The sequence below is a fragment of the Polaromonas sp. P5_D5 genome (assembly GCF_054049435.1).
In genome coordinates, this window is record NZ_JBFUMJ010000002.1 from 596,831 (window position 1) to 612,059 (window position 15,229).

The window sequence follows — 15,229 nt, forward strand, 5'->3', positions numbered from 1 at the left end:
GTGTGAATCCGGCTGTGCATGCAATGCTTTGTGTGCGCAGCTTTTTTCTTGGTGAGAACCCCTGTTCATGAATCTACCCCTCCCGGCCGGTGACGGATTTTTGCGGACTGAGCAGCTGGTCAAGCGCTTTGATGGCGTGGCGGCGGTGGACGATGTGTCCCTGTCGATTCACAAGGGCGAAATCTTCGCGCTGCTCGGGAGCTCGGGTTGCGGCAAGTCGACCTTGCTGCGCATGCTGGCGGGTTTTGAAAAACCGACCGAAGGCTCGGTGATCCTGGACGGTGTGGACATCGCCTCTTTTCCGCCTTACGAACGGCCCATCAACATGATGTTCCAGTCGTACGCGCTCTTTCCCCATCTGACGGTGTGGGACAACATTGCCTTCGGACTCAAGCGCGAAGGCATGCCCAAGGGTGAGATCGAGGCGCGTGTGCAGGAGATGCTCAAGCTGGTCCAGCTGGAGACCTTTGCCAAACGCAAGCCGCACCAGCTCTCAGGCGGCCAGCAGCAACGTGTGGCCCTGGCGCGCAGCCTGGCCAAGCGGCCCCAGTTGCTGCTGCTCGATGAGCCGCTGGGCGCGCTCGACAAGAAGCTGCGCGAACGCACCCAGTTCGAACTGGTCAACATTCTTGAATCCGTGGGCGTCACCTGCGTGATGGTGACCCACGACCAGGAAGAGGCCATGGCCATGGCTTCCCGCATTGCCGTCATGAGCCACGGCCGCGTCCTGCAGGTCGGCACGCCAAAGGAAATTTACGAGCACCCCAATTGCCGGTTTGTGGCCGACTTCATCGGCAACGTCAACATGTTTGAAGGCGAGCTCACGCTGGACGAGGCGGACCGCTGTGAAGTCACGACGGAGCAGGGCGTGGTGAACGTGGGCCACGGCATCAGCGGCACGCTGGGGATGTCGGTGGCCATCGCGGTGCGGCCGGAGAAGATTCACATTGCCAAGACCCGTCCTGAGGTGAACGTCAACCTGTTCACCGGCAAGGTGCGGGAGATCGCTTACTTCGGCAGCTACAACACCTTCATTGTGGAAATGCCGGGCGGTCGCAGGGTGAAAATCACCGAGACCAACACCACGCGCCACGAGAGCTCCCTGATCACCTGGGAAGACGCGGTGTTCTTCTGGTGGGACGATTCGGCGCCCGTGGTGCTGACTCAATAAGCTGCTGCTGCGACGCCAAGCTATCTCACTACCGCGATGAAAATTCATTCCTGGCTTCAACTCAACCTGGGGCGGCGCTTCGTGATCGGCGTGCCTTATGTCTGGTTGCTGCTGTTCTTTGTGTTGCCTTTCCTGATCCTGTTGCGGATCAGTGTCACGGACATGGGCAATGGCGTGGATCCCTTCGCGCCGCTGATCGAGACGGTGCAGGGGTCCTGGCACGTCATGCTGCGCTACAACAACTATGCGTCCATCTTCATCGACAAGGCGGCCGATACGGCAGGCGGTTTTGGCAACACCATCTACATGGAGGCTTACAAGACCTCGCTGAAGTACGCCTTGCTCACCACGCTGTCTTGCCTGGTGATCGGCTATCCGTTTGCCTACTTCATCGCGCGCTCGCGGCCGGCGATTCGCCCGGCCTTGCTGATGATGGTCATGTTGCCGTTCTGGACGTCTTTCCTGCTGCGGGTCTATGCGTGGAAGGGCATCCTGGCCGATCAGGGCGTGCTCAATAACCTGCTGCTATCGCTGGGCATCATCCAGGAGCCGATGGTGATGCTCTACACCGACGTTTCCATGCTGGTCGGTATGACCTATGTGTACTGCCCCTTCATGATCCTGCCGCTTTACGCCAACCTGGTGAAGATGGATTTTCGTCTGCTGGAGGCTGCCCATGATCTGGGCGCCAGCGCCTGGAAGGCTTTCTGGCTGATCACTGTTCCACTCAGCAAGTCCGGGATCATCGCCGGTTCGATGCTGGTTTTCATCCCCAGCGTCGGCGAGTTCGTGATTCCGTCGCTGCTTGGGGGCGCTGAAAATATCATGATCGGCCGCGTGGTGTGGGACGAGATGTTCAGCAGCAACAACTGGCCGCGCGCATCCGCGCTGGCTGTCGTGATGATCCTCCTGATCCTGGTGCCGCTGGCGTTTTACTACCGCTCCAGCAGCGACCGCGATGCGCAAGGACGGCATTGACATGAAAAACGTGTTGAGACCAATCCTCCGGTTTTTTGAGAACAACGTCGGCCGGATCTGGATGGGCCTGGTATACCTGTTCCTGTACATTCCGCTCATCTTTCTCATCGTCTTTTCTTTCAACAGTACCCGGCAAGACGGTGTTTTCACCGGCTTTTCAACGCGCTGGTATGAGGCGCTGCTGTCGGACTCCCGGTTGGTGGAAGGATTTTTTCTGTCGCTCAAGGTGGCGCTGATCACCGGCACGCTGTCGGTGGTGCTCGGCAGCTTCGCTGCCTTTGTACTGGTTCGCTATTTGCGCTTTACCGGGCGTACGCTGTTCTACGGGTTGGTCAATGCGCCCCTGGTCATGCCCGAGGTCATCATCGGTCTGGCCCTGCTGCTGCTGATGGTGGCGGTGCAGCGCGCCATCGGCTGGCCGGACCGGGGTTTCATCACCATCGTGACGGGGCACACCTTGCTCGGCATGGCCTACGCCACGGTGGTCATCCAGTCGCGGCTCAGCGAAATGGACCGCACCCTGGAAGAAGCCGCCATGGACCTGGGTTGCCGGCCTGTGCAGGTGTTCTTTCTGGTGACTTTGCCCAGCATTGCGCCGGCGTTGGTATCGGCCTGGCTGCTCACCTTCACACTGTCGTTTGACGACGTCGTGATCTCCGAATTCTTGTCGGGGCCCGGCGTGACGACCTTGCCGCAGGTGATCTTCAGCTACGCCCGCCGCGGTGTGAACCCGTCGATTTACGCAGCGGCCACGATTTTGATCACGGTGGTGTCGTTGGGCATCATTGCCTACAGCATCTCCGTGATGCGCCGGCAAAAACGGCTGGACCGCGAAATCAGTGCGGCGGCTCGACCGGAACAGGCTTTCCCGGACCCCGCCCGGGCAAAGTAGCCAGCACGACGCCGGTCAGCGCGATGGCAAAAGCACCGATCTGGGTGCCATTGAGATTTTCTCCCAGAACAATGACGCCGACCGCTGCGGCGCTGACCGGCAGTAATACGGTGAAAACGCCGGCCTGGTTCGCCGGAATCTTCCTGAGCCCGGTCATCCAGAGCCAGACCGTCCATACGCTGGCCGCGAGCGAATAAAACAGCAGCAACAGCCAGGCGGAGGGCGCCACCTTGCCAAAGTCAAATCCCCAGGCCATCCAGAGGCCGAAAGGGGTGACGAGGGCAAAGCCCCAGAGGTTGATCAGTGCGGTGATGCGTTTGGGGCTGAGTACGCCGGTCAGCTTCTTGCCGATCACGGCGTAGGCCGCCTCGCATAAAACCGCGCCCACCAGCAGCAAATTGCCCAGCCAGGCATTTCTGTGTGCCAAATCGGCCTCCGGGCCAATGCTGACGGGCGCAACCAGCTCATTTTTTGATAGCGAAACAAGGCCAATGCCGACCACTGCGCAGGCTATAGCGCCCCATACGCGCGCACCGATGCGTTCCCGCAGGAAGAGCCAGCTCATCAGCGCAACGGCTGCCGGAATGGACGCCATGATCACACCGGCCGCAACCGCGCTGGTCATGCTCACGCCAAACAGCATGCAGATGGAAAACAGGAAATTGCCCAGAAAGGATTCGAGGAACAGCAGTCGGCCGGTTTGCCGGCTCATGGGGACTTCGCCTGCCGGTTTTTTCAGCCAGTGCAGCATGGCGCTGCCACCGATGCCAAAACGCAGCCAGGCCAGCAAAAAGACGGGGAAGGCGATGACGAGGGGTTTGGAAAGCGCTACGTAGCTGCCAACGAGCGACATGCTGAGCGCCAGGCAGGCGTAAGCCACGATTCGGTTCATTAAACTGGAGACTCCTGTGGTGCGGGCCAGTGCGGGGCCTGCGTTTGTACCGGCCGGGAACGGCCTGGCAGAGGTTGAAATCATGCCTTAATTTCAGTGGGGCATTGCCGGTTACACGCAGCCTGGACAGCCCACAATCCGATGACGACTCTCTGGCGACGACACTCAAACAATGCCTCAATCTCCTGTCCGTTATGTTTTTGTTTACGGCACCCTGCGCAAGGGTGAGCAGCGCGACATCAACCATTTGCAGCCGCCACCCCGCTGGATAGGGCGCGCCAGCGTGGCAGGCGTGATGCACCATCTGGGTAGCTATCCGGGCCTGACGCTGACCGGACCGGGAACCGTGCAGGGAGAGGTGTATGCGGTGGCGCCCGAGCTGGAGCGTGTGCTGGATGAAATCGAGGAGGTCTGGCCGCAGCAGACCGGTGAATACACCAAGCGCGAAGTGGCGGTGCAACTTGAGCCGGTATCCGGGTCTGGTCAACCGGAGCGCGCGCGGGAACTGGTGTGTTTCCTCTATGAGATCGCCCCCGAACGGATTCACGGCAAACCGGTGATTACGCTGGGCGACTGGGTGTTGCATCGAACCGGCGGCGCCAGCTGAGTCGTTCGCAAAGGGCTTCAGGACCCTGAGAGGAGGCAGGGGCTGATGTGCGCGCTGACCACCGATGCAAGCCGCCCTTCACATTTCATCATTCAATAAATTGATTCCGTAATGTGGAATCAACAAATGCTGCAGTGCAAAATTATTTCTCAATATGAGAGATAGAATTTTATATTACGATAAGTTAAATAAATATCGTTGATTTTATTGAATTTTATTTTTGTCTTATATAAGACATAAGAGCTTCATAAGGTCTTGTAGAAGACTTAAAGTTGATCCATCGAATTCGCCATTTCTTTTTTTCAACCTACGGAGCCCACCATGCCGCAAACCCTGACCGAACAATTGAGCCGCGACCAGCAAATTTCCGCCCTGGAAAAAGACTGGGCCACCAACCCGCGCTGGAAAGGCATCAAGCGCGGCTACAGCGCCGCCGACGTGGTGCGCCTGCGCGGATCCTTCCCGATCGAGCACACGCTGGCCCGCCGCGGCGCCGAAAAACTGTGGGATCTGCTGCACAACGAGCCCTACGTCAACTGCCTCGGTGCCCTGACAGGCGGCCAGGCCATGCAGCAGGTCAAGGCCGGCGTCAAAGCCATCTATCTGTCGGGCTGGCAAGTTGCTGCCGACAACAACAGCTACTCCGCCATGTACCCGGACCAGTCCCTGTACCCGGTGGACTCGGTGCCCAAGGTCGTTGAAACCATCAACAACACCTTCCGCCGTGCGGACGAAATCCAGCACTCCAAAGGCATTGATGCCGGCGACAAAGACTACATCGACTACTTCGCACCCATCGTGGCGGATGCCGAAGCCGGTTTCGGCGGTGTTCTGAATGCCTTCGAACTGATGAAGGCCATGATCAAGTCCGGCGCCGGCGGCGTGCACTGGGAAGACCAATTGGCTTCCGTCAAGAAGTGCGGCCACATGGGCGGCAAGGTCTTGCTGCCCACCCGCGAGTCCTGCCAGAAGCTGATTGCCGCGCGTATGGCGGCCGACGTCTGCGGCGTGCCCACGCTGGTGATTGCCCGTACCGATGCCGAAGCCGCCGATTTGCTGACTTCCGACTACGACGAGATCGACAAACCTTTCCTGACGGGTGAGCGTACCGCCGAAGGCTTCTACAAGACGCGCAAGGGTCTGGAGCAGGCTGTCGCCCGCGCTAACGCCTATGCCCACTACGCCGACCTGGTGTGGTGCGAAACCGGCACGCCTGACCTCGACTTCGCAAAGAAATTCGCCGATGCCGTGCACAAGGTTCACCCAGGCAAGATGCTGGCCTACAACTGCTCGCCGTCTTTCAATTGGAAGAAAAACCTCGACGATGCCACCATCGCCAAGTTCCAGCGCGAGCTCGGCGCCATGGGATACAAGTACCAGTTCATCACGTTGGCTGGCATTCACTCCATGTGGTACAACATGTACGACCTGTCGCAAGACTACGTCAAGCGCGGCATGACGGCTTACATCGAGAAGGTGCAGGAGCCCGAATTCGCAGCACGTGACCGCGGCTACACCTTTGTGTCGCACCAGCAGGAAGTTGGCACTGGGTACTTCGATGAAGTGACCACCGCCATTCAGGGCGGCAAATCCAGCGTGACCGCACTGACCGGCTCTACCGAAGAAGAGCAGTTCCACTGATCTCACCTGACCGACGATTACCCAGACGCTTGCGCCCTTGAAGCGCAGCTTTTCAGCCTGGACAGGACCTAGGGCCTGTCCGGGCTTTTTTACGGGCGTTTTTTAGCGTAGAGTGCAGTTTGTTACATAAAACACAAGATGTGCATCATTAACAGGAGGAGGTTGCCGTGTCGGAATTAACCGTGGGTTTCAAGCGTGTTCCCTGTCCCGATTGCAATGGCACCGGCGAACTGCGCATTGAAAGCGAAAACATCAATGAGCATTTTGAAGTCGAAAAACAAACGGTGATTACCGAATGTCCGCGTTGCCTTGGCCTGGGATTTTTGCCGCCGGCTTCGCCTCAATAGGACTTTGTGGCGCGAGGCGAACAGGTGGCCGGCGAGCCATCTGCAAGCTGCCGTAAAATAGCCGCATGCAATCAATCAAGCTGGAAACAGGAAGGATCGTTCGGGTTATGACACCGCGAACTACGCCCTCGTCCGTTTTCTGGAGTCATCCAGGGCGCTAGTCCGCACCCCTTGGTGATTGTTAGCTACTGATTTCATAGCTTAAATCCATATCCCCCTATCAAAGCGCGGCAGGTTCCGCGCTTTTTTGTTTTTTCTGATTTCAGCCTGCTTATAGAAGTTATTCCCATGATTCAAATCACGCTCCCCGATGCTTCCAAGCGCGAATACCCCCAGGCCATTACGGTGGCCGAAGTCGCTGCCTCAATCGGCACCGGCCTGGCCAAAGCGGCCCTAGGCGGCAAAGTTGACGGCAAAGTGGTCGACACCAGCTATCTGATTGATAAGGACAGCTCGGTTTCCATCATCACAGCCAAGGACGCCGATGGACTGGACATGATCCGTCACTCGACAGCCCACTTGCTGGCCTACGCCGTCAAGGAACTGTTCCCGGATGCGCAGGTCACCATAGGCCCGGTGATTGAAAACGGGTTTTTCTACGATTTCTCCTACAAGCGCCCCTTCACGCCGGAAGACCTGGTGGCGATCGAAAAGCGCATGACCGAGCTTGCCGCCAGGGACGAGCCGGTGACCCGCCGTGTGCTGCCACGCGATGAAGCCGTGGCGCATTTCAAGAGCATAGGCGAGCATTACAAGGCGGAAATCATTGCGAGCATTCCCGCCAATGAGGATGTGTCGCTCTACCGCGAAGGTGCTTTTGAAGACCTGTGCCGCGGCCCCCACGTGCCCAGCACGGGCAAGCTGAAGTTCTTCAAGCTCATGAAGGTGGCCGGTGCCTACTGGCGCGGCGATCACCGCAATGAAATGCTGCAGCGCGTTTACGGCACGGCCTGGGCCACGAAGGACGAACTCCAGCAGTACCTCACGATGCTGGAGGAGGCTGAAAAGCGCGACCACCGCAAGCTCGGCAAGGAACTGGACCTGTTTCACATCGACGACCATGCGCCCGGCCTGGTGTTCTGGCACCCCAAAGGCTGGACGGTCTGGCAGGGCGTCGAGCAGTACATGCGCAAGGTCTACCAGGACAACGGCTACCAGGAGGTCAAGGGCCCCCAGATCATCGACAAGACGCTGTGGGAAAAAACCGGCCATTGGGACAAGTACCGTGACAACATGTTCACGACCGAGAGCGAAAAGCGCGAATATGCGCTCAAGCCCATGAACTGCCCCGGCCATATCCTGATCTTCAAGCAGGGCATTAAAAGCTACCGCGACCTGCCGCTGCGCTACGGCGAGTTCGGCCAGTGCCACCGCAACGAGCCTTCGGGCGGGTTGCACGGCATCATGCGCGTGCGCGGCTTCACGCAGGACGACGGCCATATCTTCTGCACCGAAGATCAGATCCTGAAGGAATGCGTGGACTACACGACCTTGCTGCAGAAGGTGTACACAGATTTCGGCTTCAAGAACATCATCTACAAGGTCGCCACGCGCCCCGAGGCTCGCATCGGCTCGGACGAAAGCTGGGACAAGGCTGAGCATGCGCTGATGGAAAGCCTGCGCGCGTCCGGCTGCGAATTTGAAATCGCCCCCGGCGACGGCGCTTTTTACGGCCCGAAGATCGAATACACGCTCAAAGACGCCATCGGCCGCCAGTGGCAATGCGGCACCATGCAGGTCGATTTCTCCATGCCGGAGCGGCTGGATGCCGAATATGTGGGCGAAGACGGTAACCGTCACCGGCCTGTAATGCTGCACCGCGCGATTGTGGGCAGCCTGGAGCGTTTTATCGGGATTTTGATCGAGGAACACGCCGGCGCGCTACCAGTCTGGCTGGCCCCCGAGCAGGTTTCGGTCCTCAATATCACCGATTCCCAGGCTGAATATGCCCGGGAAGTTGCCAAAACACTGCAAAATCAAGGGCTTAGGGTCAATCTGGACCTGCGCAACGAGAAAATTACGTATAAAATACGGGAGCACTCGATGAAAAAGCTGCCGTATATCCTTGTCGTAGGCGACAAGGAGAAAGCGGCAGGTGCCGTTGCAGTGCGCGCCCGGGGTAACAAAGACCTTGGAGTGATGCCTCTTGAAGCCTTCGCTGAAACGATCGCTTCCGACATCGCGAAAAAAGCCTGATTTTTAACAAAATTGTTGATGAATTTGGCCTGTCGTCCTTACAGGACGGGCGCAAGCAGCTATAGCTTTTATAGCAAGAGTTAAAGGATAGAACCATCGCTACTGAATTTCGTGACCGCCGTCACCGTGAAGAACGCAAGCATCGCTTGAACCGTGAAATCATGGCCCCTGAAGTACGTCTGAGCGGGCCAGACAATGAGCCGCTGGGCATTGTCAGCATCACCGAGGCTTTGCGCCTTGCGGGTGAGGCCGATGTGGACCTCGTCGAAATCTCCCCCACAGCGGTTCCACCGGTGTGCCGGTTGATGGATTACGGCAAGTTCAAGTACGCCGAGCAGAAGAAGGCGGCGGAAGCGAAGTCCAAGCAAAAAGTGATCGAGATCAAGGAAATCAAATTCCGGCCCGGCACTGACGATGGGGACTACAACATCAAACTGCGCAATATCAAGCGCTTTTTGGAAGAAGGCGACAAATGCAAGATTACCTTGCGTTTTCGTGGTCGCGAAATCACGCACCAGGAACTGGGCTTGGCCCTGCTGGCGCGTATTCGTGATGAGTTGGCCGATTTGATTGTGGTGGAGCAGTTCCCCAAGCTTGAAGGCAGGCAGATGGTCATGATGATCGCGCCGGGCCGTAAAAAGCCGGGTGCTGCCAAACCGGCAGCCGAGACGGCCCCGGCACCGTCCGCAGCCTGAGGCTGGCGAGCAGAGGGTAAAGATAAGGGGCGCTTTGCGGCGTTCCGGTGAAAGCAGGTGCAAGCCGGCTTTCCAAAAGCAGAAGGGTCAAACCTTTTGCGAGCAGCGGGAAGTCGCAAGATTTCCCGCTTAACAAGTGTCTCGGGGCCATCAAGTCTGCGGAAGGTTCGCAGCGCCTCACGAGCACAAATGAAAAGGAGCATTTACATGCCCAAAATGAAGACCAAGAGCGGCGCTAAAAAGCGTTTCCGCGTTCGTCCGGGTGGTACCGTCAAGCGCGGCCAAGCCTTCAAACGTCACATCCTGACCAAGAAGACCACCAAAAACAAACGCCATCTGCGTGGTGCGGTGACTGTTCATGAGACCAATATGGGTCACATGGCACAGATGCTCCCAGGCCAGGGCATTTAATTAACGACGAACAAGGAGTACACACATGCCTCGCGTCAAACGTGGTGTAACGGCTCGCGCCCGCCACAAAAAAGTTTTAGCCCTTGCAAAAGGTTTCCGCGGCCGCCGCGGCAATGTCTTCCGTATCGCCAAAGAAGCGGTAATGAAGGCTGGGCAATATGCCTACCGTGACCGCCGTACCAAGAAACGCGTGTTCCGCCAGTTGTGGATCGCCCGTATCAACGCTGCAAGCCGTTCCTTCGGCTTGACCTACAGCCAGTTTGCTAACGGCCTGAAGAAAGCCGGTATCGAGATCGACCGCAAGGTTCTGTCCGACATGGCCATTCATGACAGCGCTGCTTTCGGCGCCATCGTTGAACAGGTGAAAGCCAAGCTGGCTGCCTGATTTTCAAGCCGGGCAGTGTTGGTGCTATTAAATCAATAGCTGCTTGCGCACGAAAATAAAGGGCTGGGGCTTGAAAAGGCTCTGGCCCTTTTTCATGGCCCTTACTGCAGTACTCACGGAACAGAAGTGCTGCTGAAAGCGCCTTCGCTGTTTTGTATTTCGAACAAGAGAACGTATGACTCAACCCGATGCCCTCCAAGAACTGGTTAGCAGCGCCCAGGCCAGTTTTACGCAGGCGAACACGCCCGCCGACCTGGAAAACGCCAAGGCGCAGTTCCTGGGAAAAACCGGCCGCGTCACGGAGTTGATGAAAGGCATGGCAGCGCTCAGCGTCGAAGAGAAGAAGTCCCGTGGCGCCGCTATCAACCTCGCCAAACAGGCGATTGAAACCGCGTTGACCGAGCGCCGGCAGGCGCTGGCCGACGCCGAACTGCAAAAGCAGCTCAAGGCGGAAGCGCTCGACGTGAGCCTGCCCGGCCGTCAGCGCACGCAGGGCGGCTTGCATCCGGTGTCACTGACGCTGGAGCGCATTGAAGGTATTTTTGGCTCGATGGGTTTCGATGTGGCCCAAGGCCCTGAAATCGAGACGGACTGGTTCAATTTCACTGCGCTCAATACGCCCGAAGACCATCCAGCGCGTTCGATGCATGACACGTTTTATGTCGAGGGCGGCACCGAGGCCGCGCCCAATCTCCTGCGCACCCACACCAGCCCCATGCAGATCCGCTATGCGGTCCAGCATGTCAAGAAGCACCGCGCGCTCATCGACGCAGGCGGCCGTATGCCCGAGATACGCGTCATCGCACCGGGTCGCACCTACCGTGTCGACAGCGATGCCACGCACTCGCCCATGTTTCACCAGTGCGAAGGCCTGTGGATAGGCGAGAACGTAAGCTTCAAGGATCTCAAATTCGTCTTCACTGATTTCTGCCGTACTTTCTTCGAAAGCGATGACCTGGTGCTGCGCTTTCGCCCCAGCTTTTTCCCGTTCACGGAACCCAGCGCCGAGATCGACATCCAGTTCCAGACCGGCCCGCTCGCCGGCCGCTGGCTGGAAGTGGCCGGCTCTGGCCAGGTGCACCCGAATGTGGTGCGCAACATGGGGCTGGACCCCGAGAAATACATCGGCTTTGCCTTCGGCATGGGCCCTGACCGCCTGACCATGCTGCGCTACGGCGTCAACGACCTGCGTCTCTTCTTCGACGGCGACATCCGCTTCCTCTCCCAGTTTCAGTCCTGAAATAACAAGAACAAGAAAACAAGGTTAGACCATGCAATTCCCAGAATCCTGGTTGCGCGAATTCTGCAACCCGCCTTTGACGACCCAGCAGCTCGCCGACACACTCACCATGGCCGGCCTGGAGGTCGAAGAACTCAAGCCGGTGGCACCTCCGTTCACCAGGATTGTTGTTGGTGAAATCAAGGAAGCCGTCCAACACCCGGATGCCGATCGCCTGCGCGTCTGCCAGGTCGACGTGGGGCAGGGCAGCCTGCTCAACATCGTTTGCGGTGCGCCCAACGCCCGCGTCGGCATCAAGGTGCCATGTGCCCTGGTCGGCGCCGAGTTGCCTCCCGGTGAAGACGGCAAGCCCTTCCTGATCAAGGTCGGCAAACTGCGCGGCGTGGAAAGCCAGGGCATGCTGTGCTCGGCGCGCGAACTCAAGCTCTCTGAAGACCACGGCGGCCTGCTCGAACTGGTGGCCGATGCGCCGCTGGGCCAGGACATCCGCGAGCATTTGAAGCTCGACGACACCCTGTTCACCCTCAAGCTCACGCCCAACCTGGCGCATTGCCTGAGCGTCTACGGTGTTGCGCGCGAAGTCGCTGCGCTCACGGGTGCACCGCTGAAGACGCCGGCCATTCCCGCCGTGGCTGCCGCCGACACCGCGAAACTGCCGGTGAAGATCAGCGCGCCCGATTTGTGCGGCCGCTTTTCCGGCCGCGTGGTGCGCAACGTCAATACGAAAGCTGCCACACCACAATGGATGGTCGATCGCCTGGTGCGCTGCGGCCAGCGCAGCGTGACGGCGCTGGTGGACATCTCCAACTACGTGATGTTCGAGCTGGGCCGTCCCTCGCACATCTTTGACCTCGAAAAAATCCATGGCGGGCTCGATGTCCGCTGGGGCAAGTCCGGCGAGACGCTCAAGCTGCTTAACGGCAATACCGTGACGGTTGACGAAAAGGTCGGCGTGATTGCCGACAACGCGCAGGTGGAGTCGCTGGCCGGCATCATGGGCGGCGATGCGACCGCCGTCTCGGACGACACGAAACATGTCTACGTCGAAGCCGCCTTCTGGTGGCCCAAGGCCATCGCTGGTCGCTCGCGCCGTTATAACTTCTCGACCGACGCAGGCCACCGTTTTGAGCGAGGCGTTGATCCCGGGCAGACCGTCGAGCACATCGAGCGCATCACCCAACTGATCATCGATATCTGCGGCACACCGGAAACGGTGTGCGGCCCCATGGATGACCAGCAGGTTAACGTTCCCAAAGCGGTGCCAGTCACTTTGCGGGTGGCGCGTGCAGCCAAGGTGATCGGCATGCCGCTCACACAGGCTCAATGCCTCGATGCGCTCCAGCGCCTCGGCCTGCCGGTGACGCAGGGCGAGGGCACGTTGACCGTGACACCACCCAGCTACCGCTTTGATCTGCAGATTGAAGAAGATCTCATTGAAGAAGTGGTGCGCATGGTGGGCTACAACCAGCTTCCCGAGACGCCGCCGCTGGCCCCCATCACCGCCAGGTTGCGCGCTGAAGCCGAACGCAGCCCCTTTGGCGTGCGTCGCGCCCTGGCGTCACTGGGTTACCAGGAAACCATTAACTTCAGCTTCGTGGAAGAGCGCTGGGAGCATGAGCTTGCCGGTAATCCCAACCCCATCAAGCTGCTCAATCCCATCGCCAGCCAGATGAGCGTGATGCGTTCCTCGTTGCTGGGCTCGCTCCTGCAGGTGCTCAAGTTCAACCTGGATCGCAAGGCGCCCCGCGTGAACGTGTTTGAACTGGGCCGCGTTTTCCTGCGTGACGCAGATGTCCAGAATACCGATACCACCGTGGCCGGCTTCAACCAGCCCATGCGTGTGGCTGGCTTGGCCTATGGCCCGCGGGCGGCACTGAACTGGAGCCAGCCTGACAAGGGGGTGGATTTTTTCGACATCAAGGGCGACGTGGAGGCTTTGCTCGCGCCGCTTCAGGCTGTCTTTTCGCCTGCGGCGCACCCCGCCATGCACCCCGGCCGCTGCGCGAGCGTGTCTGTAGGCGGCAAGTCGATCGGCTTTGTGGGCGAGCTGCACCCGCAGTGGCGCCAGGGCTACGACCTGGCCCAGGCGCCACTCCTGTTTGAGCTGGAACTGGATGCCGTGCTGCAACGGCCGGTGCCCGAGTTCAAGCCGGTCAGCAAGCTACAGCCGGTAGAGCGTGATATCGCCGTCATCGTGGCGGAGGGTGTCAGCCATGCCGCGCTGATGTCGGCCATCCATGGCGCCAATACGAAAGGCCTGCTCAAGGGGGCAACGCTGTTTGACGTCTATCGGCCGCAGCAGGCAAGCGCGAGCATGCAGCTCGGCGAAAAAAGCCTGGCCGTGCGCTTGGTGCTTTCGAGCGGCGCCGCTACACTGACAGACGAGGAGATTGAGGCGGCCGTTCAGTCGGTGCTCGACAATCTGCAAGGTCAGTTGGGTGCCCGCTTGCGGGCCTGACCTTTCACGAATACCGCTCACAATAAAAGTCGCCAGGAGTACCGTTGCATGGATTTTTCTGTAGAAAGCCTGGAAACCCCGGCGCTGACAAAGGCGCATCTGGCCGAGTTGCTGTTTGAACAGATCGGGCTCAACAAACGCGAATCAAAGGACATGATTGACGCGTTTTTCGACTTGATCTCGGACAGCCTGGTGGACGGAAATGACGTGAAAATTTCCGGATTTGGCAATTTCCAGATTCGCACCAAAGCACCTCGCCCCGGCCGCAACCCCCGCACCGGAGAAGCCATTCCCATCGAGGCTCGCAGGGTGGTGACATTTCATGCCAGCCACAAGCTCAAAGACCAGATCCAGGGCGAAACTGTTGCCGAATAAGTACTAAACCCGGTGGCTTCGTCCGCCGGGTTTACGTATCCGGGTAGGTGTTTGTAATTAAATGTCACCTGTGTGACGGAACAACACATCCCAAAAAACCGGCGCAACTCTTTGCGCTAAGTTTCGACTTAGAGTAGATTTGGAGGTTTCCTCCTTAGCGCATTGATTTAATTGGAGAAAACGCTCCCACCCATTCCCGCGAAACGCTATTTCACCATCGGTGAAGTCAGTGATTTGTGCGGCGTCAAACCTCACGTGCTCCGTTATTGGGAGCAAGAGTTCACGCAACTACGCCCGATGAAAAGGCGTGGCAACCGCCGCTACTACCAGCACCATGAGGTGCTGATGATCCGCCGGATCCGTGATTTGCTCTATGACCAGGGCTTCACCATCAGCGGCGCACGCAACAAGCTTCAGGAAATCGTTCAGACCGAACGCGACAAGCGCCGTAATGGTGAAGTCATGCTTGACGGCGTAGAAGTGCTGGAAGGCGGTGAGTCCCTGCTGGAGGATTTTGAGGATTCCAGTGACCACTCGGACTTCGAAGACAGCGAGCCGGAGGGCGCGGATTTGCCCAGCGGCAGCGCGGCTCAGCAACGACTGCAATTGGTACGGCGCGAGTTGTTTGAAATTCGTGATCTCCTCAGCGCCGGGCACTGAGAAGCATTTTCGGCACGCTATAATAAAAGGCTTGTCGGTGTGTGGCGCAGCCTGGTAGCGCACTTGCATGGGGTGCAAGGGGTCGAAGGTTCGAATCCTTTCACACCGACCATAAAACCAACAGATAGCCGGTTAGCTAACGCTAACCGGCTTTTTTGTTTGGATCGAATATTTGTTGAAGTATCCGGTCGGCTGTCTTTGAGATCGACGTCAGAGGATTGCCCGTCGATTAGCTCGACGCAATTGTGTCTGGGGAAAACGCGATGGCAAGTCGCAAGCGC

General features: G+C 58.5%; 15 protein-coding genes and 1 tRNA gene. 15 read left to right on the top strand and 1 reads right to left on the bottom strand.

Annotated features, from left to right (window positions below; translation table 11 throughout):
• The first annotated feature begins 67 nt into the window (after positions 1 to 67).
• From ACXJKE_RS09495 to ACXJKE_RS09505, 3 genes are all read left to right on the top strand, one after another.
• Entirely contained in the window at positions 68 to 1,171 is a 1,104-nt protein-coding gene (locus tag ACXJKE_RS09495; protein WP_457280340.1) for an ABC transporter ATP-binding protein, read from the top strand.
• 36 nt (positions 1,172 to 1,207) lie between these two features.
• Positions 1,208 to 2,149 carry an ABC transporter permease gene (locus ACXJKE_RS09500; protein WP_457280341.1) on the top strand — a complete coding sequence of 314 codons (942 nt, stop codon included), beginning with the start codon at positions 1,208 to 1,210 and terminating at the stop codon, positions 2,147 to 2,149.
• A 61-nt stretch (positions 2,150 to 2,210) separates the two neighbouring features.
• Complete coding sequence (locus tag ACXJKE_RS09505) at positions 2,211 to 3,041, top strand: ABC transporter permease (protein ID WP_457280967.1); 831 nt, start codon at positions 2,211 to 2,213, stop codon at positions 3,039 to 3,041.
• Here the strand turns inward: ACXJKE_RS09505 and ACXJKE_RS09510 are convergent.
• On the bottom strand, positions 2,986 to 3,933 hold the full coding sequence (locus ACXJKE_RS09510; protein WP_457280342.1) for a DMT family transporter: 948 nt from the start codon (positions 3,931 to 3,933) through the stop codon (positions 2,986 to 2,988). The two genes, ACXJKE_RS09505 and ACXJKE_RS09510, sit on opposite strands and share 56 nt — an antisense overlap.
• A 172-nt stretch (positions 3,934 to 4,105) precedes the next feature.
• On the opposite strand from ACXJKE_RS09510, the gene ACXJKE_RS09515 reads away from it, so the two are divergent.
• The 12 genes from ACXJKE_RS09515 to ACXJKE_RS09570 all read left to right on the top strand — a co-directional run bounded on the left by ACXJKE_RS09515 (position 4,106) and on the right by ACXJKE_RS09570 (position 15,060).
• Positions 4,106 to 4,540: a gamma-glutamylcyclotransferase family protein gene (locus tag ACXJKE_RS09515; protein ID WP_457280343.1), complete on the top strand. Its 435-nt coding sequence runs from the start codon at positions 4,106 to 4,108 to the stop codon at positions 4,538 to 4,540.
• Between the two features lie 321 nt (positions 4,541 to 4,861).
• A complete protein-coding gene (gene aceA, locus ACXJKE_RS09520) occupies positions 4,862 to 6,181 on the top strand; it encodes an isocitrate lyase (RefSeq protein ID WP_457280344.1) in 1,320 nt (439 codons plus the stop codon).
• A gap of 167 nt (positions 6,182 to 6,348) precedes the next feature.
• The gene (locus ACXJKE_RS09525) at positions 6,349 to 6,528 is read left to right on the top strand and encodes a hypothetical protein (protein ID WP_431095808.1); all 180 of its coding nucleotides are present in this window, start codon (positions 6,349 to 6,351) and stop codon (positions 6,526 to 6,528) included.
• Between the two features lie 288 nt (positions 6,529 to 6,816).
• Positions 6,817 to 8,724 carry a threonine--tRNA ligase gene (gene thrS, locus ACXJKE_RS09530; RefSeq protein ID WP_457280345.1) on the top strand — a complete coding sequence of 636 codons (1,908 nt, stop codon included), beginning with the start codon at positions 6,817 to 6,819 and terminating at the stop codon, positions 8,722 to 8,724.
• 95 nt (positions 8,725 to 8,819) lie between these two features.
• Entirely contained in the window at positions 8,820 to 9,419 is a 600-nt protein-coding gene (gene infC / locus ACXJKE_RS09535; protein ID WP_457280968.1) for a translation initiation factor IF-3, read from the top strand.
• A 207-nt stretch (positions 9,420 to 9,626) separates the two neighbouring features.
• Complete coding sequence (gene rpmI / locus ACXJKE_RS09540) at positions 9,627 to 9,830, top strand: 50S ribosomal protein L35 (protein ID WP_007870723.1); 204 nt, start codon at positions 9,627 to 9,629, stop codon at positions 9,828 to 9,830.
• A gap of 25 nt (positions 9,831 to 9,855) precedes the next feature.
• Positions 9,856 to 10,215 carry a 50S ribosomal protein L20 gene (gene rplT, locus ACXJKE_RS09545; protein WP_348046678.1) on the top strand — a complete coding sequence of 120 codons (360 nt, stop codon included), beginning with the start codon at positions 9,856 to 9,858 and terminating at the stop codon, positions 10,213 to 10,215.
• A gap of 175 nt (positions 10,216 to 10,390) precedes the next feature.
• Positions 10,391 to 11,455, top strand: coding sequence for a phenylalanine--tRNA ligase subunit alpha (gene pheS, locus ACXJKE_RS09550; RefSeq protein WP_457280346.1), 1,065 nt, complete (start codon positions 10,391 to 10,393; stop codon positions 11,453 to 11,455).
• 31 nt (positions 11,456 to 11,486) lie between these two features.
• The gene (gene pheT / locus ACXJKE_RS09555; RefSeq protein WP_457280347.1) at positions 11,487 to 13,913 is read left to right on the top strand and encodes a phenylalanine--tRNA ligase subunit beta; all 2,427 of its coding nucleotides are present in this window, start codon (positions 11,487 to 11,489) and stop codon (positions 13,911 to 13,913) included.
• Between the two features lie 48 nt (positions 13,914 to 13,961).
• Positions 13,962 to 14,288, top strand: coding sequence for an integration host factor subunit alpha (locus ACXJKE_RS09560; RefSeq protein WP_457280348.1), 327 nt, complete (start codon positions 13,962 to 13,964; stop codon positions 14,286 to 14,288).
• A gap of 171 nt (positions 14,289 to 14,459) precedes the next feature.
• On the top strand, positions 14,460 to 14,948 hold the full coding sequence (locus tag ACXJKE_RS09565) for a MerR family transcriptional regulator (protein ID WP_457280349.1): 489 nt from the start codon (positions 14,460 to 14,462) through the stop codon (positions 14,946 to 14,948).
• A 35-nt stretch (positions 14,949 to 14,983) separates the two neighbouring features.
• A tRNA-Pro gene (locus ACXJKE_RS09570) sits at positions 14,984 to 15,060 on the top strand.
• Positions 15,061 to 15,229: the final 169 nt, after the last annotated feature.